Raw genomic sequence first — 19,119 nt, 5'->3', positions numbered from 1 at the left:
CTGTCTCAGTAAGGGAGCCTCCGCCCATGCCCCGCTCGCTCGACGGCCTCGTCCTCGCCCCGGTCGCCGACCAGGCACCAGGTCAGGTGGGCACCCGCACCCGGTTCACGTACCACGAGAAGGACGGCGAGATCTGCGCCGAGTACGCGGGCGGCGATGTCGTACGCGGACATCTCGTGGGTACTCGTGAGGGTGACCGCCTCGACTTCCGGTACGTGCAGCTGAAGCGCGACGGCGGCACCTCGTCGGGGCACTGCGTGTCCCGCGTGGTCGAACTGCCCGACGGGCGCGTACGCCTGGAGGAGACCTGGGAATGGGAGTCGCAGACGGGCAGCGGGACGAGCGTGGTGGAAGAAGTGGAAAAAGCGGGAGAAGTGGACGGGTGAGCGGTGGAAGAGGGACGTGCAATGTGCAACAGGTCACTGAGCACGTCCCCTGACTGACAATTTGTCAGTTGTCTATGGTGATCAGGTGAGCGAGCAGACGCAGGCGCAGGCGCAGGGGCGTACGGCACAGCGAGTCGTCGTCGTGGGCGCGGGCATGGCCGGTGTGCAGACCGCGGTCGCCCTGCGTGAACAGGGCTTCACCGGCAGCGTGACGCTGATCGGCGCGGAGCCCCATCAGCCGTACGACCGGCCGCCGCTGTCCAAGGCCGTACTGCTCGGCAAGGCCGAGGGCTCCGCCTTCGACGTCGACTTCGAGGCACTGGACATCGAACTGCAGCTCGGACGCGAGGCGCTCGGCGTACGCCCCGAGGACCATGAGCTGGACACCGAGACCGGGCCCGAGCCGTACGACGTCCTGGTGATCGCGACCGGCGCGGAACCGATTCAGCTGCCAGGCGCGGAGGGCGTGCCCGGGGTCCATCTGCTGCGCACCCTGGACGACGCCGAGCGGCTGCGCCCCGTCCTCGCCCAGCAGCACGACATCGTGGTCGTCGGGGCCGGCTGGATCGGCGCCGAGTTCGCCACGGCGGCGCGCGAGGCGGGGTGCGCGGTGACGGTCGTCGAGGCCGCCGACCGGCCGCTCGCCGGCGCGCTGCCCGCCGAGGTGGCCGCGCCGATGGCGGCCTGGTACGCGGACAGCGGGGCCTCGCTGCGTACGCACGCGCGCGTGGAGCGCATCGAGCCCGGCGCGGTGGTGCTGGACGACGGCTCCCGGGTGCCCGCGGGCGCCGTGGTCGTCGGAATCGGCGCACGCCCCGCGACCGCCTGGCTGGCCGGCTCCGGGATCGCGCTCGGCGCCCACCGTGAGGTGGTGGCCGACGACCATCTGCGCACCTCCGTACCGGACGTCTACGCGGTCGGTGACTGCGCCTCCTTCCCTTCGGGAAGGTACGAGGACCGCCTTCTGGTCCACCACTGGGACAACGCCCTGCAGGGCCCGCGTACGGTCGCCGCGAACATCATCGGCGAGGCCCCCGCCGCGTACGACCCCGTCCCGTACTTCTGGTCCGAGCAGTTCGGCCGTTTCGTCCAGTACGTCGGCCACCACGCCCCCGCCGACACGACCCTCTGGCGCGGCGACCCCTCCGGCGCCGCCTGGACGGTCTGCTGGCTCCGCGACACCCGATTGGTCGCCCTGCTGGCGGTGGGCCGACCGAGGGATCTGGCCCAGGGCCGCCGACTCATCGAGGCGGGCACCCCGATGAACCCGGAACTTCTGACGGACCCGTCGAAACCGCTGAAGGCGGCGACGGCGGCGTAGCCGAGACTTCTACGCCACCGGAGGATGCACCGGTTCGGCGGAGCCCCGCGATCGTTTCGGCGTGACGGGGCGTCCCCCCGACCGCGCTTTCCGGCGGTGCCGAGCGGCCGAAACCCACCCGATCGCACGAGCGTGGGACCCCGGCCCGGGCGGGACTCGGGTACCGAGTGTCAGTCCGGGATGGCAGGCTTGTCCCGTGACCGAGATTGACGCAAAGATCGATGCTCTCGTCCCCGCCTGGCTCACCCTCCCCGACATCGCCGAACAGCTCGGCGTCGAGGTGACCCGCGTCCGGCAGCTGGTCAAGGAGGGCCAGCTGATCGCCGTACGCCGTGGTGAGAACCGCGCGCTGCACGTCCCCGCCGCCTTCATCGACGGGGACAAGGTCGTCAAGGGCCTGTCCGGCACCTTGACGCTCCTGCGGGACGACGGCTTCACCGACGAAGAGATGCTCGAGTGGCTCTTCACCCCCGACCCGACCCTGCCCGGCACCCCCGCGCAGGCTCTGAGCGAGAATCGCGGCACGGAGGTGAAGCGCCGCGCCCAGGCGCTCGCCGTCTGACCTGACAACCGTCCGGCGTACGGACCACGGCCGGCACCGGGCCGAAAGGCCACGGGCCATCGTGGTCCGTACGCGCCGCAAGGCCACCGGGCCATCGTGATCCGTACGCGCGCCGCAAGGCCACCGGTCCACCGTGGTCCGTACGCACCGACAACGGGGGATACACGCATGCCCGAGAACGCCGCCGCCACCGCACGCGCCCAGCTCGCCGACGCCCGCGTCTACCTGTGCACGGATGCCCGCAAGCGCCAGGGAGACCTCGCCGAGTTCCTGGACGCCGTCCTTGAGGGCGGGGTCGACATCGTGCAGCTGCGCGACAAGGGCATGGAGGCGGCCGAGGAGCTGGAGCACCTCCAGGTCTTCGCGGACGCCTGCGCACGCCACGGCAGGCTCCTCGCGGTCAACGACCGGGCGGACGTCGCCCACGCGATCGGCGCCGACGTACTGCATCTGGGCCAGGGCGACCTCCCGGTCCCCGCGGCCCGCGCCGTCCTCGGCGACGACATCCTGATCGGCCGCTCCACCCACGCCGAGTCCGAGGCCGCGGCCGCCGCCGTCCAGGAGGGCGTGGACTACTTCTGCACCGGCCCCTGCTGGCCCACCCCGACCAAGCCGGGCCGCCACGCACCCGGGCTCGATCTGGTCCGTCACACGGCCTCGCTGGGCACCGACCGTCCCTGGTTCGCCATCGGCGGTATCGACCTGGGCAACCTCGACGAGGTGCTGGAGGCGGGCGCCCGGCGTGTCGTCGTCGTACGGGCGATCACCGAGGCGGACGACCCGGGCGCGGCGGCGGGAGAGTTCGCGAAGCGGCTTCGTCACGCATAGTCATCCGGTGACCGTCCGGAGCGGCCGTCCCGCACAGCCGTCCCGCACAGGCGTCCGAGAATTGTCCGAGGGGTGGACAAGAAGTCGACAAATCCGACAAATCACATCGGTCCGGTTGGGGGACCGGCGCCCCCTGGCTAACCTGCGAGTATGGCCCTCGGATCTGCTTCCACCAGGACTGATCGCGCACGCACCGTGCGCGACATGCTCGCGACCGGCAAGAAGACGTACTCGTTCGAGTTCTCCGCGCCGAAGACCCCCAAGGGCGAGCGGAACCTGTGGAACGCCCTCCGCCGGGTCGAGGCCGTCGCTCCCGACTTCGTCTCCGTGACCTACGGAGCCGGCGGCTCCACGCGCGCGGGCACGGTCAAGGAGACCCAGCAGATCGTCGTCGACACGACGCTCACCCCGGTCGCCCACCTGACCGCGGTCAACCACTCCATCGCCGAGCTGCGCAACATCATCGGTCAGTACGCGGACGCCGGTATCCGCAACATCCTCGCGGTCCGCGGCGATCCGCCCGGCGACCCCATGGGCGAGTGGGTCCCGCACCCGCGGGGCCTGACCTACGCGGCCGAACTCGTCCGGCTCATCAAGGAGTCGGGCGACTTCTGCGTCGGCGTCGCGGCCTTCCCGGAGATGCACCCGCGGTCCACCGAATGGGACCTGGACGTCGCGCACTTCGTCGACAAGTGCCGCGCAGGCGCCGACTACGCGATCACGCAGATGTTCTTCCACCCGGAGTCGTATCTGCGCCTGCGCGACCGCGTCGCGTCGGCCGGCTGCGAGACCCCGGTCATCCCCGAGGTCATGCCGGTGACGAGCGTGAAGATGCTGGAGCGGCTCCCGAAGCTCAGCAACGCTTCGTTCCCGGACGCCCTGAAAGAGCGGATCCTCACAGCCAAAGACGATCCGGCGGCTGTACGCTCCATTGGCATTGAGTTCGCGACGGAGTTCTGCGCGAGGCTGCTGGCCGAGGGAGTCCCCGGGTTGCACTTCATTACGCTCAACAACTCCACGGCGACGCTGGAAATCTACGAGAATCTGGGCCTGCACCACCCACAGCGGGCCTAGACCGGTCGCACTCGCGTACGACAGACTGCGTAGCGGCCACTGGGAGAGGGGCGTACATGGGCTGGACGGTCCTCTATATCGCGTTCGGCATTGTCGCGCTGTGGCTGCTCGGCGAGGTGCTGCTGCAGTACAAGGCGCGGCTGCGCTACCGGCTGCTCGCCTTCGTCGGCTTCCTCGGTGTGGTCCTCGGCGTGCTGATGCCCTCCGTGGTCGTCATCGGCCTGGGCGCGGCCGCCTTCGCGGTCGGGCAGACGTACGTCACCCTGTCGTTCCGCCGTGGCTTCGCCCAGGGCTGGGCCATCAACGGCCGCTCCGCGCCCGGCAAACCCAGCAAGCGCCGCCGCGGCGAGCCGGAGTACCAGGACCCGTCGCTGGAGGTCTCCGACCTCGAAGCGACCGGCGGCGCCGCCTATCAGCAGGACGACGAGTACGCCGGTGAGGACGACGTCTTCTCGCCCGCACCGTCCGACCGGTTCACGCCGCCGGGATCCGGCGAGCCCGCGGCCGCCGAGACCACCGCCGTGTACGAGCCGCAGCCGCTGCCCGACGACACCGGCTCGTACGGCATCTACAGCGACACCGGGTACGCGGCGGCCGGCGACCAGTCCTACGCTGCCGCCGCCCAGTCCCAGGACCAGCAGGCCTACGCGACGGCCGGGCAGTCCCAGGACCAGCAGGCCTACGCGTACGACGGCTACTCCGGCTACGACCAGCAGCAGTACGCCTACGACAACGGCCAGCAGCAGTACGCCGCCTACTCCGACCCGTACATCGGCACACAGAACTACACCGGAGCCTCGTACGACACCACGTATGGCGGGGACCAGCAGCAGTACGTGCAGCAGCAGGGCTACGGCCAGGACCAGTATGCCACCGGGACCTACGGCGGCGAGACCCCGGCCGACGGCGTCTGGGTGCCGCAGCAGCGCACCACCGACGACCCGTACGGCGGCGAACTCCCGCCCGAGCAGCCGTATCCGTACCAGGGGAACGGCAACGGCACCGGGTACGACGAGCAGCAGTACCGGTACTGAGGCCTCCAGCCTGGACTGCTGAGGCTGTCGGCGCCCAGTGACCGACGGTCCGTCAGCGCAGCGACATGCTCACTGCGAGCCCCGGAACTCCGGTCCCTCCACGATCAGTCCGGCCACCAACGCGCCCGACATGCCCGCGTGCGGGAGCCCGCCGCCGGGGTGTGCCCAGCCGCCCGCCGCGAACAGCCCCGGCATACGGGTGCCGTTCGACGGGTGCAGCAGACGGCCGTCCGCCGCGGCGAGCGCCGGGGCGGGAACCGCGCCGCCGTCCGCGCCAGTTGCCTCCGCGATGTCGGCCGGGGTGCGGACCTCGTGCCACAGCAGGCGGTCGCGGAGGTCGGGTATGGCGCGCTCGGCGACGCCGAGGACCCGCTCCACCTCCGACTCGGACACCGGCAGGCCCGACGGCACGGTGACGGTCAGTGTGACCGCCTCGTGCTCGGCGTCCGGTACCAGCGCGGGGTCGTCGGGGCGCGACACCATGACGGTGGGCGCGGCCGGGAGTCCCGGGCGCTCGCCGAAGAGCCGGCCCAACTCGTCCTCGCGGTCGGCCGCATGCACCACCGTCCGATGCGCCACCCCCTCGGGCCGCCCACCTCGCAGCGCCAGCAGCACGGTCAGCCGGCTCGGCGCCCCGCGCTGCGGCGAGACCTCGCCGGCCCCGCGAATCGCCGTCCCCGGGACGAGGCTGTCCAGCACGCCGGGCGCCACGCCCGCGACCACGAAGTCGGCGTCCGCGACAGTGCCTCCCCCAGAGCTGAATGCCTGGGAGGTGCCCCCAGCCGGCTCCACGCCGGCCGCCCGGCCGTCCTTCTCGACGATCCGCTCGACGCGGGCCTCGAAGTGGAACTCGACTCCGCGGGCGAGGCACCGCTCGTACACCGCGCGCGCCAACTCCCGTATGCCGCCGCGCACATACCAGGTGCCGAAGGCGTGCTCCATGTAGGGCAGTACGGCGGCGGCGGCCGGGGAGGTGCGCGGGTCGAGCCCGTACGCGAGGGCGTGGCTCTCCAGGAGGGCCGTGAGGCGTGGGTCGCGCAGCTCCCAGGCGGCGACCTCGGCGAGGGTGGTGGCCCGGCGGGTGCGCAGGAGCTTCTTGTGCGGCACCGAGGGGTAGGGCTCGCGGTCGGCGAGCACCGACCAGTTGGGCCACAGCGGCTCCTCCAGGAGCGGACGGCGCGTGCGGTCCCAGGCCTCGCGGGCCCGCACCAGGAAGTCGCCCCACCGCTTGCCCGCGCCCGCCCCGAGCGCTTCGTCCAGCGCGGTGACTACTCCGGCGCGCGAGGCGTTCGGCAGGGATACCTGCGTGCCGTCGGCGAAGAGATGCCGTGATGAGGGGTCCACCTGGACCAGCTCGACGCACTCCTCCAGCGGCTGCTTGCCCGTCTTGACGAACAGGTCGCGGTAGACCGCGGGCAGCGGCAACAGCCCCGGGCCCGTGTCGAAGGCGAAGCCGTCGCGCTCGAAGCGGCCCACCGCACCGCCGTACGTCGCCGCGCGCTCGTACACCACCACCCGGTGGCCCGCGACGGCCAGCCGGGCGGCGGTCGCCATCGCGCCCATCCCGGCGCCGATCACCGCAATTCGTGCCATGCCAGGGACTTTATCGGCCGCCACTGACAGTCCCGTCCGCGGAGGTCAGTCGGGTGGTGCTCCCGCCCGCGCCGCCAGCCGTCTCTCCTCCCGGCGCTGGGCTCTGCGGCGCAGGAACCGCCTGATCCGTGAGACGAGGAAGAAGAGCAGCACCAGGCCGGCGAGCAGCAGGACGCCCGCGATGATCGCCGCGGCCTCGGGGTGGAACATCGCGAAGGTGAGGATCCCGGCGACGCCGAGATCCTCGGCGGTGCTCATCACGAAGTTGCTGAACGGCTCCGGCGAGGTGTTGATCGCCATCCGCGTCCCGGCCTTGACGGTGTGGCTCGCGAGCGCCGTCGAGCCGCCGATCGCGCCCGCCGCCAGATCCGAGAGCGAACCGCTCTGCCCGGCGAGCAGCACCCCGACCCAGGCGCCCGCCACCGGACGGATCACGGTGTGCACCGAGTCCCACACCGAGTCCACGTAGGGGATCTTGTCGGCGACCGCCTCGCAGAGGAAGAGAACGCCCGCTGTGACCAGGATCTCAGGGCGCTGAAGGGACTCCGGGACGTCGTCGCTCAGGCCGGTCGCGCCGAAGACGCCGAGGAGCAACACCACCGCGTAAGCGTTGATGCCGCTGGCCCAGCCGCTGGTGAAGACCAGGGGGAGTACGGACACGGACGCGATCGTAACCAGTCGACAACGGTGCGTCCTGGGCATGAGTGCGCAGGACTGAGTATTCGTACCTAGTGAGTGAGATGAGTACGCGCGCGGATGGGCCCGACCTGCGCGAACGAGAGAGTGGAGGCACGGAAGGGGGCGCGGCTCCGGTACCGCCGACACGGGGCGGCGGAACGGATCTCGCGCCCTTGGCCGCTCCTTCCGCCGACGCGGTCGGCGGGAGCGAGGCACGGGGGGAACCCGGGGACGACCGAACGGGGACCCAAGGGGGAGTACGGGGGAAGCACGGGGGAGTACGGCGAAGCGCCGGTTCGAAGTGGCCCGCGGGGGACGCGGCCACATCGGACCGGCGCTTTCGTACGCGCTCAGTGCTTCAGCGGTTGCCGCTGACGCGCCCCTGGAGCAGCCGGGACAGCGCCGCGTGGACGTCGTCCAGGGAGCGCTCCGGCTGGAAGGCCTGCCAGTCAAGGGCAGCCACGAGGACCATGCCGACCAGCGCGGACGCCGTCAGCGGGATGTCGATCTCGTCGCTGAGCTCGCCGTTCGCCACACCGTCGCGCAGGACGCCCTCGACGACCGCGACCGCCTCCTGCCGGACCACCATCAGCGTGGACTGCCAGGTCCGGTTGGTACGCCACAGCTCGGCCACGTACAGCTGGGTGAAGGCGGGGTAGCGGTCGATGAAGACGAGCCCGGCCCGGATCATCGCGTCCAGTGCGTCGACCTTGCTGCCGCCGCTGCGCGCGGTCGCCTCGGCCGCCTCCCGGAGGGAGGCGGTGAGGAGTCCCACGCCGTGCCGCAGCAGCTCTTCGAAGAGGACGGATTTGCTCGCGAAGTTGTAGTAGACCGTGCCCTTCGCGACCCCGGCGCGCTCGGCGATCTCGTCCACCGTGGTGGCGGAGAAGCCCTGTTCGGCGATCAGGGTGACGGCCGCCTCGTAGAGCTTCTGCCGGGTCGCCTCGCGACGGCCGCCGCCGCCCGCCGTGGTGCTGCTGCTTTCCATGGCCCCGATTGTCACAGGAGCGGTCGGGTGAGCGGTCACAGGCTCAGCTCCGGGTGCAGCCGGTCGAGGGTCCACACCTGCTTGCGGCGCGCCGACAGGGCGGTGAGCGCGAGGGCGCCCGCCGTGAAGGCCACCAGGACGGCGCACGCCTGCCAGACAGGCCCAAGGCCGCCGCCCGTGATGAGCCTCCTGAGGGCCTCGACGACGTAACTCATCGGCAAGAAGGGATGGATCGCGTTGAAGAAGCCCGGACTGGTCTGGACGGGGTACGTGCCGCCCGCCGACGTCAGCTGGAGCATCAGGAGGGCGAGGACGAGGATCCTGCCCGCCGCTCCGAAGCGTGCGTTCAGCCACTGCACGATCGCCGCGAAGCATGCCGTCACCAGGAACAGGAAGCCCACCGTGCCGGCCGCCCGCGCCATCTCCAGGCCGATCGCCCAGTGGAGCACGGACATCAGGGCCGCCGTCTGCAGCACTCCTACGGCGGCCACCGGCAGCCAGCCCGCCAGCGCGATGCGCCACGCCGAGGCGCCCGCGGCGAGCGCGCGCCGGTTGAGCGGCTGGATCAGCATGTACGCCACCATCGCGCCCACCCACAGGGACAGCGGGATGAAGTACGGGGCGAAGCCGGTGCCGTAGTTCGGCGCTTTGTGCAGGTCCCTGGAGGCGAGCTGCACGGGGTCGGCCATGACCTGGGCGCGCTGCTCGCGGTCCCGCTTGTCGTAGTCGGGGATCTGGTCGGCGCCGTCGTGCAGTCCGCCGGCGAGCTTCCCGGAGCCGCCGACGAGCTTGTACATGCCCCCGTTGAGGTCGCTCGCGCCCGTCTTCAGCCTGCCGACGCCCGTGTCGAGGTCCCCCGCGCCGGTCTTGGCCGTGCTGAGCCCGGTGTGCAGCTTCCTGGTCCCCTTGGCGACCTTCTCGGCGCCCTCGTTCAGCTTGTTGATCTTGGCGACGGCGTCGTCGAGATCCTCGGAGAGGTGCGGCGAGCGGTCGGCGAGGGCCTGGGACTGCTTCTGGAGCGTGGCCAGGTTCTTGTCGAGCTTGTCCAGATCGCCGTCCTGGTCGTCGATCAGCGTGTTCACGTCGTCGGCGACCTTGGCCACGTCCGCGGCCGCCTCCTTGGCCTTCTTCAGGTCGGGGCACGCGGCGTCGGGGATCGGCAGGGTCTCGCAGCGCGCCTTGTAGACGGCGTTCAGCGCGGTGGAGGCCGTGTGGGCGCCCTTGGCCGCGGCCGGGGCCGTCTCCACCAGGGTGTCGAGGTTGTGGCGGATCCCCGCGGCGGAGTCGGCGACGAGCTGAGCCGTGTCGCCGATCGACTTCTCGTTGTCCTTCAGGAAGGGGCCCACCTTGTCCGCGACCCCGTTGACCTTGTCGGCCAGCGACTGCGTGCCGTCCGCGACCTGCCGCGAACCGTCCTCCAGGTCGCCCGCGCCCTTGTTGAGCTTCTTCAGGCCCCCGGAAAGCTTTCCGCTGCCCTTCTTGGCCTCCTGCAGACCGTCCGCGAGATCCTTGGAGCCCTTCTTCGCCTTGCCGATCCCGCCCTTGAGCTTGTCGGCGCCCTTGGCGGCCTTCTCTGTCGCTCCGTGGATGTCCGAGAACGAGATGAAGATCTTGTCGAGGAACGACCGCGAGGTCTTGGTGGACGCGGCCGTGCGCACCTCGCTGAACACCGTCCGGGAGATCTGCCCGACGATGTAGTTGTTCGCGTCGTTCGTGCGCACCTGGAGCGCACCCGTCTGCGGCATGTCCCCGGAGCTGGAGGCGATCCGCTCGCTGAAGTCGCCCGGCATGGTCAGAGACAGGTAGTACGTGCCGTCCTCGACGCCCTCGCGGGCCTCGGCGGCGCTCACCTCGTGCCACTCGAAGGTGTCGCTGTCGCGCAGCCCCTTGGTGATGTCGTCGCCCGCCGCGATCTTCTTGCCCGCGACGCTCGCCCCCTTGTCGTCGTTCACGAGCGCCACGGGGATGCGGTCCAGGCGGCCGTACGGGTCCCAGAACGACCACAAGTAGAGGGCGCCGTACAGCAGCGGCAGCAACAGGAGCGCGGCCAGCGCGGCGCGCGGGAGCTTGCCCCGGCCGAAGCGCCTGAGCTCAAGCGCGGCCAGTTTCGGCGAGCGCATCGGCCGTCTCCTTCTTCTGGTTCTGCTGCTGGTCCTTCGGCGGGTTCTTCTGCGGGTTGACGACCGTGGCGCCCTCGGGGGCCTCGCTGCACACCGCCACGACGGTGGTGCCGGTCTCGGTGAGCGACGTCAACAGGGCCCAGGCCTCGGCCCGTTCGGCGTCCGAGAGCTTGAGGTCGGTGTCGTCGACACCGAGCAGCCCCGGCCGGCCGATGAGGGCCAGCGCGACGGACAGCCGCAGGGCTTCGAGGCGCTCCAGGTCGCGTACGGCGGTCCGGGAGCCCTTGGGCAGGGTCTCCCGGTCGAGCCCCGCGGCGGCCAGAGCGGTGTCGATCCGCAGCTTCGCCTCGGTGGTCCGCTCCGCACGCGGCCGCAGCAGTCCGCGCACGGAGTCCCCGAACTGCCGCTGCAGCAGCGCCCGTTCACTCAGGTGCTCTCCGACGGTCAGGGCCGGGTCGAGGTCCGTGACGCCGGGTACGTGCGCGAGCGCGCTCGCCCGGCGTACGGCGGTCATCTGCTTCGGCAGCCTCGACCCACCCACGGTGGCCGTCCCCTCGGTGGGCTTCATCCGCCCCGTGAGCGCGAGCAGCAGGCACGTACGGCCGGATCCCGAGGGCCCCTCGATCGCGATCAGCGAGCCGGGCTCCGCGTCGACGCAGACCCCGCGGAACGCCCAGCCGCGGGGTCCCTCGAGCCCGAAGTCCTCGGCCGTGACGCCCAGTCCGTGCGGACTGTCCACAGCTTCCCCATCCCCCTGGAACTATTTTTGAACTGACTGGTCAGTGCAAAAACTACCTCGAACCTTCGATCGAAGCAAAAGGCCAGGTCAGAACGGATTGTCAGTGGCATACCTCACGATGGGCACATACGGCCACAGTGCCGTCACACAGACGACAGGAGGTTCGTCATGGCCAGCTCTTCCGCAGCCGCCGCCCACCGGCGCCGCGCCACCGGCCCTGCCCCCTCACTGACCGGCCCGGCGAGCGACGTGCACCCCGTGCTGCGCCGGGCCACGGCCCCGCCCGCCGCCCTCGATCTGCTCGCCCAGGCCCGCGCCGGGCTCGAAGAGGCGACGGCCCTCGAAACGCCCAACGAGCGGTATGCGACGGCCCACTTGGCCGCCCTGCGCACCGCCGCCGCCGTCCTCGCCGCGCGGGGGCGCCCGGAGCCCACGGCACGACGCCGGGCCCGCATCCGGAGCGCCTGGGAAGTGCTCCCCGAAATCGCGCCCGAACTCACCGAGTGGAGCGCCCTGTTCGCCTCAGGAGCCACCCGCCGCGCCCGCGCCGAGGCGGGCATCCAGGGCGCGGCCGGCAGCCGAGACGCCGACGACCTGATACGGGACGTGGCGATGTTCCTGCGCCTCGTCGAGCGGATGCTCGTGCTGCAACCCGTGCTGCCCCAGCCCCGACAGGACACGGACCAGGAGGTGCCGGACGCGGGCTGACCGGGGCGGGAGCCGCGGACCGACGTATCGGCGGCCGTGCGCCCACCACGCGATCCGCCGCGTGAGACGGAGGACCGGCCAAGGCGGCGGAGGCAATAGGGTGGAGGCGCCCGCGGTCTCCCCACCGGGAGGCCCCGAAGATCGCTCCGCCGTTCAAGAGGCGGTGCCGCGCCGAGGAGTCAACTGCCGTGTCGGACCCGATGCGCCCCCGCGCTTCTCTCCGTACCGCCGTGGTCTGGGAGGTTCTCAAGGACGCCCTGGACCGCCGGGTCAAGGCCACGGGGCGGGAGTCCCTCGACGTACTCGACACCGGGGGCGGCAGCGGCAACTTCGCGGTGCCGGTGGCCCGCCTCGGTCACCGCGTCACCGTCGTGGACCCCAGCCCGAACGCGCTGTTCGCGCTTGAGCGCCGGGCCGCCGAGGCCGGCGTCGCCGACCGCGTACAGGGCGTCCAGGGCGATGCGCACGGCCTCTTCGACGTGGTCGAGCGCGGTGGCTACGACGCGGTGCTCTGCCACGGCGTCCTGGAGTACGTGGACGACCCGGCCGAGGGCGTGCGCAACGTGGTGGACGCGCTGCGGCCCGAGGGCGTGCTCAGCCTCCTCGCCGCGGGCCTGGGCGGAGCCGTGCTGGCCCGCGCCCTCGCCGGGCACTTCAAGGAGGCCAGGCAGGCACTCGATGACCCGGACGGACGCTGGGGCGAGGGTGATCCCGTACCCCACCGCTTCACGGCCGAACAGCTCACCGCCCTGGTCGAGGGCGCGGGCCTGCGCGTCGCTGCCGTGCACGGCGTCCGGGTCTTCGCCGACCTGGTTCCCGGGGTCCTCGTGGACACCGAACCGGGGGCCCTGGAGGCACTGCTGAAGCTGGAGGCGGCGGCCGCCGAGCTCGCCGCGTTCCACTCCGTGGCGACGCAGCTCCATGTGCTCGGTGAGGCGCAGGGGGCTGCCGAGGGCTGAGCGCCTCCCGTGGTGCGCCGCTGATCAGGGGCTTGTCGGCAGATGGAGTACGCCACAGACACCCCGATCGGGTGCTCGGCGCCGTATGATCGAGGGAGACCGTCCGGCATGACGGACCGTTCGCTGGGGAATGCACGCCTCAGTGGATCGGGGTGCCATGGCGGGTTCCGGTTGGCGAATTGGCGTAGAGGGGCGGGTTTCACGGGGGCGATTCCCTGCCTATCCTGAAGGGGACCCCCGGTCGCCCCGGCGACTGCACGATGAGGAGGACTCCGTGCCGCTCTCGGAGCACGAGCAGCGAATGCTCGAGCAGATGGAGCGAGCGCTGTACGCCGAAGATCCCAAGTTCGCGACAGCGCTTGAGGGAAGCGGGCTGCGTACGTACACCCGGCGACGGGTCTACCAGGCGGTCGCGGGCTTCCTGGTGGGTATCGCGCTCCTCATGGCCGGAATGGTCGCAGTTCAGATCTGGCTGAGCGTGGTGGGGTTCCTCGTCATGCTGGGCTGTGCGGTGCTTGCCGTCACCGGTTGGCGCAAGGCTCCCAAGCCGGGTGAACAGCCGGCAGCGCCCGGCACACCGGCCGCTCGCCGCCAGGGTCGACAGCGCCGCTCCCTGATGGACCGCATCGAACAACGCTGGCAGCGCCGCCGCGACGAACAGGGCCAGTAGCCCTTCGGGCGCCGTAGCCGAAGACATCTGCGAGGGGGTGTCCACCCGGACCCGGGTGGACACCCCCTCGCACATGCCCTGAAACCCCCGGCACCGTCGTCACTCTCCCTCGCCGTGGGCATGCGTGCCGCCGCCAGCTGTCTCATCCGTCATAGCTGTGGGCCTGCGTGCCGCCAGGGGGCGGCACCCGTCCCAAAGAGAGCGGCACCCTGTAAGCGCCGGTAAGCGCTCCCACCCCCGGTGCCGGGAACCTTGGTTGCAACGGCCCCCGGCGCTGGTGGCTGTGCCCACCCTCCTCCACTCTCGGCTTCGCTTGAGCGGGGGGACCTCCATCGCCCTGCGGGACGATTGCCCACAGCAGTAGCGCTAGCGCAAGGGGGAAGCGACGGCGCCCGCCGCAGCCGTCGGTGCGCCATCGGCCAAGTGCAGTGGTGGCGGTCAGCGCACCGCCCCCGCCCGGTAGGGGCAGGGGCGGCACGGTTGCTTGCCGGCGTTAGCCGTTCTGGCTCGAAGGGCGGCGGAGCAAGGTCTCCCTGCGGGCCACCAGTCGGGCCCTGAGGGTCGTCCAGCGGGCCGAGGCGGCCCAGGCCACGCGGACGGCTGAGCGGGGCGCGAGGAGGGCGCGGAGGTGGCCGCCGCGGCTCGCGGAGGTGCGGAGGGCGTCGGCGATGCGCCGCGCGTCGTCCGCGAGGCCCGCCACCGGTCGCGGATGCGGGGCGTAGAGCACCTGTTCCACGGCCGCGGCCAGCCGGTGCACCGCGTCCGACGCCGTCGGATCGAGACCCCCGAGACGAACGATCCGCGCGGCGGCCTTGCGCGGCGTCTGCGACTCGTCCGGCGCGATCCCGTAGTCCCACGCCGTATCGGTCACCTCCTGCCAGGCCCCCAGCGTGTACGCCGCCGCGTCGGCATCGGTGCGGCCGTGCCCGCCGAGCCGCACGGCCCGTATCCGCATCCGCCACAGCATCGGCAGCAGGGGCACTCCGAGGATCAGGAGGCCTGCCAAGGTCAGCCCAAGGATCTTGAACCATGGCCAGCTGTCGTCGTGGGAGCCCACCGCGGCCGGCGAGGACTGGCTCGGGCAGGCCTCGAGCTTCCGCTGCTGCGCCGTGCAGCTCTCGCTGGCCGACGGCGCGGTGGAGGGCGCCGTGGAGGACGACAGCGTCGGCTTCGGCACGTTCGGCACGTTGGTGCCGGGCGTTTCCGTCTGGGTGTACTGCGGCACCGTGCCCCGGTTCGGGGTCGGCTCGAAGCGGGTCCAGCCCACTCCCTCGAAGTACAGCTCGGGCCAGGCGTGCGCGTCCCGCAGCCCCACCGACATCGAACCGTCGGCCTGCGGGGAGCCCGGGGTGAAACCCACCGCCACGCGGGCCGGTATCCCCAGCGTCCGGGCCATCGCGGCCATCGCGAAGGAGAAGTGGACGCAGAAGCCTTCCTTCTCCTTCAGGAAGCGCGCGATCGCGGCGGAGCCGCTGCCGACCTGCACCTGGGTGTCGTACCGGAAGTTGCCGCTGACGGCGAAGTAGTCCTGGAGCTTGACCGCCTGCTCGTAGTGGTTGATCGAGCCCTCGGTGACCTTGCGCGCGGTCGCCGCCACCACCGGAGGCAACGACCCCGGCACCTTGGTGAACTCGCGCTTCAGCGCCGCCGACGGCTCCGGCGCGCTCGCGAGCTGCGCCGCCGTCGGCTGCACGATCAGGCTCGTGACCTCGTACTGCGCGCCGCGCGTGTTCTGGCCGTGGTCTCCGACGAGGGTGCGCCCCACGGGCTCGTACCGCCAGCTGCCCTTGATCTTCACCTTGCTGGCCGGATACGGCATCGGGAGCCAGTCCTGCGCGTACCAGTCGGCCGCCGAGATACGGGTCTGGATCGAGGCCCGCTGGACGTCGCTGCCGAGACCGATCGGCGTCGGGAACGTGTCCGGCACATCCTGGATGTGCCGCTGGGCGGGCTTCCAGGCCGTGCCGTCGAAGTCGTCCAGGGAGACGATCCGCAGATACAGGTCCTGGGTGTCTTCGGTGTTGGTGCGGTAGGACATGACCTGGCGGTCCTCGTCCACGTTCAAGCTGTCGCGGAGCGAGACCAGCGGGTTCACCGCGGAGATCGTGCCACCGCCCCCGGTGCCTGTGCCCACGCCCGTCCTCGCGCTGCCCAGCAGGCCGCCGTCGAGTGAGGGCAGGCCGAGTGGCACCACCAGGGCGATGCCCAGCGCGACCGCGCCGATGCGCCGCCCGGTGCGAACCGGCGCGACGACGCCGCCCGCGGAGTCGGGGCCTGGTGTTCGGGGCGCCCCGCCGAAGACACGGCCCCACTGGGAGAGCCGGTCGCGGCCCTCGGCCAGCAGCAGCATGAGATAGCCGGCGGCCGCGAGCAGGAACCACAGCCATGCGGCGCCGCCACCGGAGAGACCCGCGGCGACCGAGTACAGCGCGAGCAGCGGCAGTCCGGCGGGGGCCGCGCTGCGGTACGTCACCGCGAGCGCGTCGACCGCGAGCCCGATCACCAGGACGCCGCCGATCAGCATCAGCCGGATGCCGTCGGACAGCGGCGCCGGGATCGAGTACCGACCGACGTCGTCGGTGCCCGCCTGCAGCAGGACGCCGAACTGGTGGAAGACCTCGGGTCCCGGGACGATCCCGATGACGGCCTGCTGCCGGGCGAAGGACAGCGTGAGCAGCATCAGCGTCACCAGCGCCTGCACCGCCACGGTCAGCGGCCGGGCCAGCGGAACCCGCCGGGTCAGCGCGCCCACCCCGGTCTGCACCGCCAGCAGGAAGGCCGCCTGGAAGATCCAGGTCGCCGGGTCGACCAGCGGCAGCAGGGCGCAGGCAGCCATCAGCGTGGCCGCCGCCGCGCACAGTGCCAGTCGCGCGCGCCCGCTCATGAGCCATCACCCCCAGCCGTACTCCCCGTCGACGCCATGTGTGTGCGCTGTCGGTCCGCCTCCCGCCACAGGTCGGCGAGCCCCGCCCCCCGTGGCACCATCACGGCGGTCCAGCCCGCCTCGCGCAGCATGCGCAATCGGTCCTCGCTCTGGTCCAACGGGCCGGGGATGTCCGTCGGTTCCCGCACCCAGGTCCCGCTGTCCAACAGGAAGGCGACGGCCCCGCCGCTGCGCTGGCGCATCTTGCCGAGCACCGTCGCCTGCTCCTCGTCCAGATCACCGAGGAAGGCGATCAGCAGCCCCTCGTTCCCACTGCGCAGCACGTCGTACGCCCGGGACAGGCCCGTGCCGTCCGAGTGGTCGATGACGGCGAGCGTGTCCATCATCAGCCCGGCCGCGTCCGCCGACTCCTGGCTGGCGCCCGCGAACCCGTCGGCGCCCTCGCCGGGCACCGAGCTGCCGGTGTCGGTCAACAGCCGTACCGAGAAGCCCCGTTCGAGCATGTGCACCAGCGTCGACGCCGTGCCCGAGACGGCCCACTCGAAGGCCGAGTCCGGGCCCGCGCCCTGGAAGGCGCTGCCCCGGGTGTCGAGCAGCACCGTGCAACGGGAGCGCTGGGGCTGCTCCTCGCGACGGACCATCAACTCGCCGTAGCGCGCGGTCAGGCGCCAGTGCACCCGGCGCAGGTCGTCGCCGTAGCGGTACCCGCGCGGGATGATGTCGTCCTCGCCGGCCAGCGCCAGCGAGCGCTGCCGTCCGTCGCCGTACCCCTTCGCCTCCCCGGTCAGTCGCACCGGCGGCAGCGCCTCGACGCGCGGGATGACCGTCAGGGTGTCGTACGTCGAGAAGGAGCGGGTCAGCTCGCACATCCCGAAGGGGTCGGTGAGCCGCAACTGCAGCGGTCCCAGCGGATAGCGGCCGCGCAGGTCCGAGCGCACGCGGTAGGACACCTCGCGGCGGCCGCCCGCCTCGACCCGGTCCAGGACGAAGCGGGGCCGCGGACCGAGCACGTAGGGCACCCGGTCCTGGAGCATCAGCAGTCCGGTGGGCAGCCGCGAGACATTGTCCATCCGCAGGTGGACGCGGGCCTCGGAACCGGCGGGCACGCGCGCGGGGGAGAGCCTGCGACTGCCCGCGACCCGGTAGCGGGTGCGGTACAGCACGGTCGCGCAGACCAGCGGCAGGACGGCGAGGAGCAGGCCGACCCGGAGCAGATCGCTCTGCCCCAGGACGTACGCGCAGATCGCGGCGGCGACTCCGGCGGCCAGGAAGGAGCGCCCGCGCGTGGTGAGTCCGGCGAGCGCGGTGCGCAGCCCGCCCTTGTCCTCCTCGGCGGTGTGCCCCGTGCCCCCTTGCGTCATCACAGCCTCCGGGGCGGCTGCTGGCCATAGGCGGTCGTGCCGCGGCCCATCGTGAAGCCGGCCTGCTGCTGGGGAGCCGCGGGCACCGGGGTGCGCTGCAGGATCTCCTGGACGACCTGCTCGGCCGTGCGACGGTTCAACTGCGCCTGGGCCGTGGGCAGGAGGCGATGGGCCAGGACTGCCACGGCAAGCGCCTGGATGTCATCAGGCAGCGCGAACTCCCGGCCACTGAGGGCTGCGGACGCCTTCGCCGCGCGCAGCAGGTGCAGCGTGGCACGCGGCGAGGCGCCGAGTCTGAGGTCGGGGTGCGTGCGCGTGGCCGCGACCAGGTCCACCGCGTAGCGCCGCACCGGGTCGGCGACATGGACCGTGCGGACCGCGTCGATCAGCTTCACGATCTCGTGGGCGTGCGCCACCGGCTGGAGGTCGTCCAGAGGGTTCACCCCGCCGTGGATGTCCAGCATCTGCAACTCGGCGTCCGCGCTGGGGTAGCCGATGGAGACGCGGGCCATGAAGCGGTCGCGCTGGGCCTCCGGCAGCGGGTAGGTGCCCTCCATCTCGACCGGGTTCTGCGTGGCCACCACCATGAAGGGGCTGGGCAGTTCGTAGGTCTGCCCGTCGATGGTGACCTGGCGCTCCTCCATCGACTCCAGGAGCGCGGACTGCGTCTTGGGCGAGGCGCGGTTGATCTCGTCGCCGATCACGATCTGGGCGAAGATCGCGCCCGGCTTGAACTCGAAGTCCCGGCGCTGCTGGTCCCAGATGGACACACCTGTGATGTCCGAGGGCAGCAGGTCGGGCGTGAACTGAATACGCCGCACCGAGCAGTCGATGGACCGCGCCAGTGCCTTGGCGAGCATGGTCTTGCCGACGCCCGGGACATCCTCGATCAGAAGATGCCCCTCGGCGAGCAGCACGGTCAGCGAAAGCCGTACGACCTCAGGCTTGCCTTCGATCACTCCTTCCACCGAACTGCGGACACGCTCCACAGTGGCGGTCAGATCCGTAAGGCTCGCTCGATCGTCATAGGTCGTCACCCGGCCCTCCTCGGCCCGTTCTCGGGCCGCCCTGTGCGGACCGGCCCACCCCGAAACACGGACACCACGCGCGAATAGTTCCGCGTGACGCCACACCCGCATTCTTGTTGCCGTTACCGGTTCGTGTCACTCGCCTGTGGATAACTGGCCGCGATATGTCAGGTCTTACGGCCCTTT

General features: G+C 71.5%; 17 protein-coding genes. 9 read left to right on the top strand and 8 right to left on the bottom strand.

The annotated features are described in order from the left end of the window. Positions 1–26 precede the first annotated feature (26 nt). The 6 genes from AB5J53_RS14240 (at position 27) to AB5J53_RS14215 (ending at position 5,205) form a co-directional block, all read left to right on the top strand. Positions 27–386, top strand: coding sequence for a hypothetical protein (locus AB5J53_RS14240; protein WP_369246006.1), 360 nt, complete (start codon positions 27–29; stop codon positions 384–386). An 85-nt stretch (positions 387–471) separates the two neighbouring features. Continuing rightward, positions 472–1,707, top strand: coding sequence for an NAD(P)/FAD-dependent oxidoreductase (locus AB5J53_RS14235; protein ID WP_369246005.1), 1,236 nt, complete (start codon positions 472–474; stop codon positions 1,705–1,707). A gap of 196 nt (positions 1,708–1,903) precedes the next feature. Further along, positions 1,904–2,269, top strand: coding sequence for an Rv2175c family DNA-binding protein (locus AB5J53_RS14230; protein ID WP_028803215.1), 366 nt, complete (start codon positions 1,904–1,906; stop codon positions 2,267–2,269). A gap of 168 nt (positions 2,270–2,437) precedes the next feature. Beyond that, positions 2,438–3,097, top strand: coding sequence for a thiamine phosphate synthase (gene thiE, locus AB5J53_RS14225; RefSeq protein WP_369246004.1), 660 nt, complete (start codon positions 2,438–2,440; stop codon positions 3,095–3,097). Positions 3,098–3,247: 150 nt separating this feature from the next. Then, entirely contained in the window at positions 3,248–4,171 is a 924-nt protein-coding gene (gene metF / locus AB5J53_RS14220) for a methylenetetrahydrofolate reductase [NAD(P)H] (protein WP_369246003.1), read from the top strand. Between the two features lie 56 nt (positions 4,172–4,227). Further along, positions 4,228–5,205, top strand: coding sequence for a hypothetical protein (locus AB5J53_RS14215; RefSeq protein WP_369246002.1), 978 nt, complete (start codon positions 4,228–4,230; stop codon positions 5,203–5,205). Between the two features lie 69 nt (positions 5,206–5,274). Here the strand turns inward: AB5J53_RS14215 and AB5J53_RS14210 are convergent, their stop codons facing one another. The 5 genes from AB5J53_RS14210 to AB5J53_RS14190 all read right to left on the bottom strand — a co-directional run bounded on the left by AB5J53_RS14210 (position 5,275) and on the right by AB5J53_RS14190 (position 11,323). Further along, positions 5,275–6,798 (bottom strand): phytoene desaturase family protein, encoded by a 1,524-nt coding sequence (locus tag AB5J53_RS14210; RefSeq protein WP_369246001.1) that lies wholly within the window; start codon positions 6,796–6,798, stop codon positions 5,275–5,277. Positions 6,799–6,843: 45 nt separating this feature from the next. Then, positions 6,844–7,458, bottom strand: a complete 615-nt coding sequence (locus AB5J53_RS14205; RefSeq protein WP_369246000.1) for a DUF4126 domain-containing protein — start codon at positions 7,456–7,458, stop codon at positions 6,844–6,846. A 376-nt stretch (positions 7,459–7,834) separates the two neighbouring features. Next, positions 7,835–8,464 carry a TetR/AcrR family transcriptional regulator gene (locus tag AB5J53_RS14200; protein WP_369245999.1) on the bottom strand — a complete coding sequence of 210 codons (630 nt, stop codon included), beginning with the start codon at positions 8,462–8,464 and terminating at the stop codon, positions 7,835–7,837. A 35-nt stretch (positions 8,465–8,499) separates the two neighbouring features. Further along, complete coding sequence (locus tag AB5J53_RS14195) at positions 8,500–10,584, bottom strand: YhgE/Pip family protein (protein ID WP_369245998.1); 2,085 nt, start codon at positions 10,582–10,584, stop codon at positions 8,500–8,502. After that, complete coding sequence (locus AB5J53_RS14190) at positions 10,556–11,323, bottom strand: ATP-binding cassette domain-containing protein (RefSeq protein WP_369245997.1); 768 nt, start codon at positions 11,321–11,323, stop codon at positions 10,556–10,558. The genes AB5J53_RS14195 and AB5J53_RS14190 overlap by 29 nt, the downstream gene beginning before the upstream one ends. A gap of 168 nt (positions 11,324–11,491) precedes the next feature. On the opposite strand from AB5J53_RS14190, the gene AB5J53_RS14185 reads away from it, so the two are divergent. From AB5J53_RS14185 to AB5J53_RS14175, 3 genes are all read left to right on the top strand, one after another. Then, on the top strand, positions 11,492–12,031 hold the full coding sequence (locus tag AB5J53_RS14185; RefSeq protein ID WP_369245996.1) for an SAV_6107 family HEPN domain-containing protein: 540 nt from the start codon (positions 11,492–11,494) through the stop codon (positions 12,029–12,031). A gap of 188 nt (positions 12,032–12,219) precedes the next feature. Beyond that, a complete protein-coding gene (locus tag AB5J53_RS14180) occupies positions 12,220–12,990 on the top strand; it encodes a methyltransferase (RefSeq protein WP_369245995.1) in 771 nt (256 codons plus the stop codon). Between the two features lie 274 nt (positions 12,991–13,264). After that, positions 13,265–13,660 carry a DUF3040 domain-containing protein gene (locus AB5J53_RS14175; RefSeq protein WP_369245994.1) on the top strand — a complete coding sequence of 132 codons (396 nt, stop codon included), beginning with the start codon at positions 13,265–13,267 and terminating at the stop codon, positions 13,658–13,660. Positions 13,661–14,153: 493 nt separating this feature from the next. On the opposite strand, the gene AB5J53_RS14170 is transcribed toward AB5J53_RS14175, so the two are convergent. From AB5J53_RS14170 to AB5J53_RS14160, 3 genes are read right to left on the bottom strand one after another with little or no spacing between them, the layout of a single operon-like run. Further along, the gene (locus tag AB5J53_RS14170; RefSeq protein WP_369245993.1) at positions 14,154–16,544 is read right to left on the bottom strand and encodes a DUF3488 and DUF4129 domain-containing transglutaminase family protein; all 2,391 of its coding nucleotides are present in this window, start codon (positions 16,542–16,544) and stop codon (positions 14,154–14,156) included. Continuing rightward, positions 16,541–17,905 carry a DUF58 domain-containing protein gene (locus AB5J53_RS14165; RefSeq protein WP_369245992.1) on the bottom strand — a complete coding sequence of 455 codons (1,365 nt, stop codon included), beginning with the start codon at positions 17,903–17,905 and terminating at the stop codon, positions 16,541–16,543. The genes AB5J53_RS14170 and AB5J53_RS14165 overlap by 4 nt, the downstream gene beginning before the upstream one ends. Next, positions 17,905–18,942, bottom strand: coding sequence for a MoxR family ATPase (locus AB5J53_RS14160; protein WP_189187758.1), 1,038 nt, complete (start codon positions 18,940–18,942; stop codon positions 17,905–17,907). Before AB5J53_RS14160 ends, AB5J53_RS14165 begins: the two co-directional genes overlap by 1 nt. Positions 18,943–19,119 lie beyond the last annotated feature (177 nt).

The sequence above is a fragment of the Streptomyces sp. R41 genome (assembly GCF_041053055.1).
GTDB lineage: Bacteria > Actinomycetota > Actinomycetes > Streptomycetales > Streptomycetaceae > Streptomyces.
This window is presented reverse-complemented; position numbering and strand designations above follow the sequence as displayed.

Excerpts from the sequence above, each read along its gene's own strand:
- AB5J53_RS14215 (WP_369246002.1), top strand. The coding sequence starts at position 4,228 with ATGGGCTGGACGGTCCTCTATATCGCGTTCGGCATTGTCGCGCTGTGG.
- AB5J53_RS14185 (WP_369245996.1), top strand. The coding sequence starts at position 11,492 with ATGGCCAGCTCTTCCGCAGCCGCCGCCCACCGGCGCCGCGCCACCGGC.
- AB5J53_RS14170 (WP_369245993.1), bottom strand. The coding sequence starts at position 16,544 with ATGAGCGGGCGCGCGCGACTGGCACTGTGCGCGGCGGCGGCCACGCTG.
- metF (WP_369246003.1), top strand. The coding sequence starts at position 3,248 with ATGGCCCTCGGATCTGCTTCCACCAGGACTGATCGCGCACGCACCGTG.
- thiE (WP_369246004.1), top strand. The coding sequence starts at position 2,438 with ATGCCCGAGAACGCCGCCGCCACCGCACGCGCCCAGCTCGCCGACGCC.
- AB5J53_RS14195 (WP_369245998.1), bottom strand. The coding sequence starts at position 10,584 with ATGCGCTCGCCGAAACTGGCCGCGCTTGAGCTCAGGCGCTTCGGCCGG.
- AB5J53_RS14165 (WP_369245992.1), bottom strand. The coding sequence starts at position 17,905 with ATGACGCAAGGGGGCACGGGGCACACCGCCGAGGAGGACAAGGGCGGG.
- AB5J53_RS14200 (WP_369245999.1), bottom strand. The coding sequence starts at position 8,464 with ATGGAAAGCAGCAGCACCACGGCGGGCGGCGGCGGCCGTCGCGAGGCG.
- AB5J53_RS14210 (WP_369246001.1), bottom strand. The coding sequence starts at position 6,798 with ATGGCACGAATTGCGGTGATCGGCGCCGGGATGGGCGCGATGGCGACC.
- AB5J53_RS14240 (WP_369246006.1), top strand. The coding sequence starts at position 27 with ATGCCCCGCTCGCTCGACGGCCTCGTCCTCGCCCCGGTCGCCGACCAG.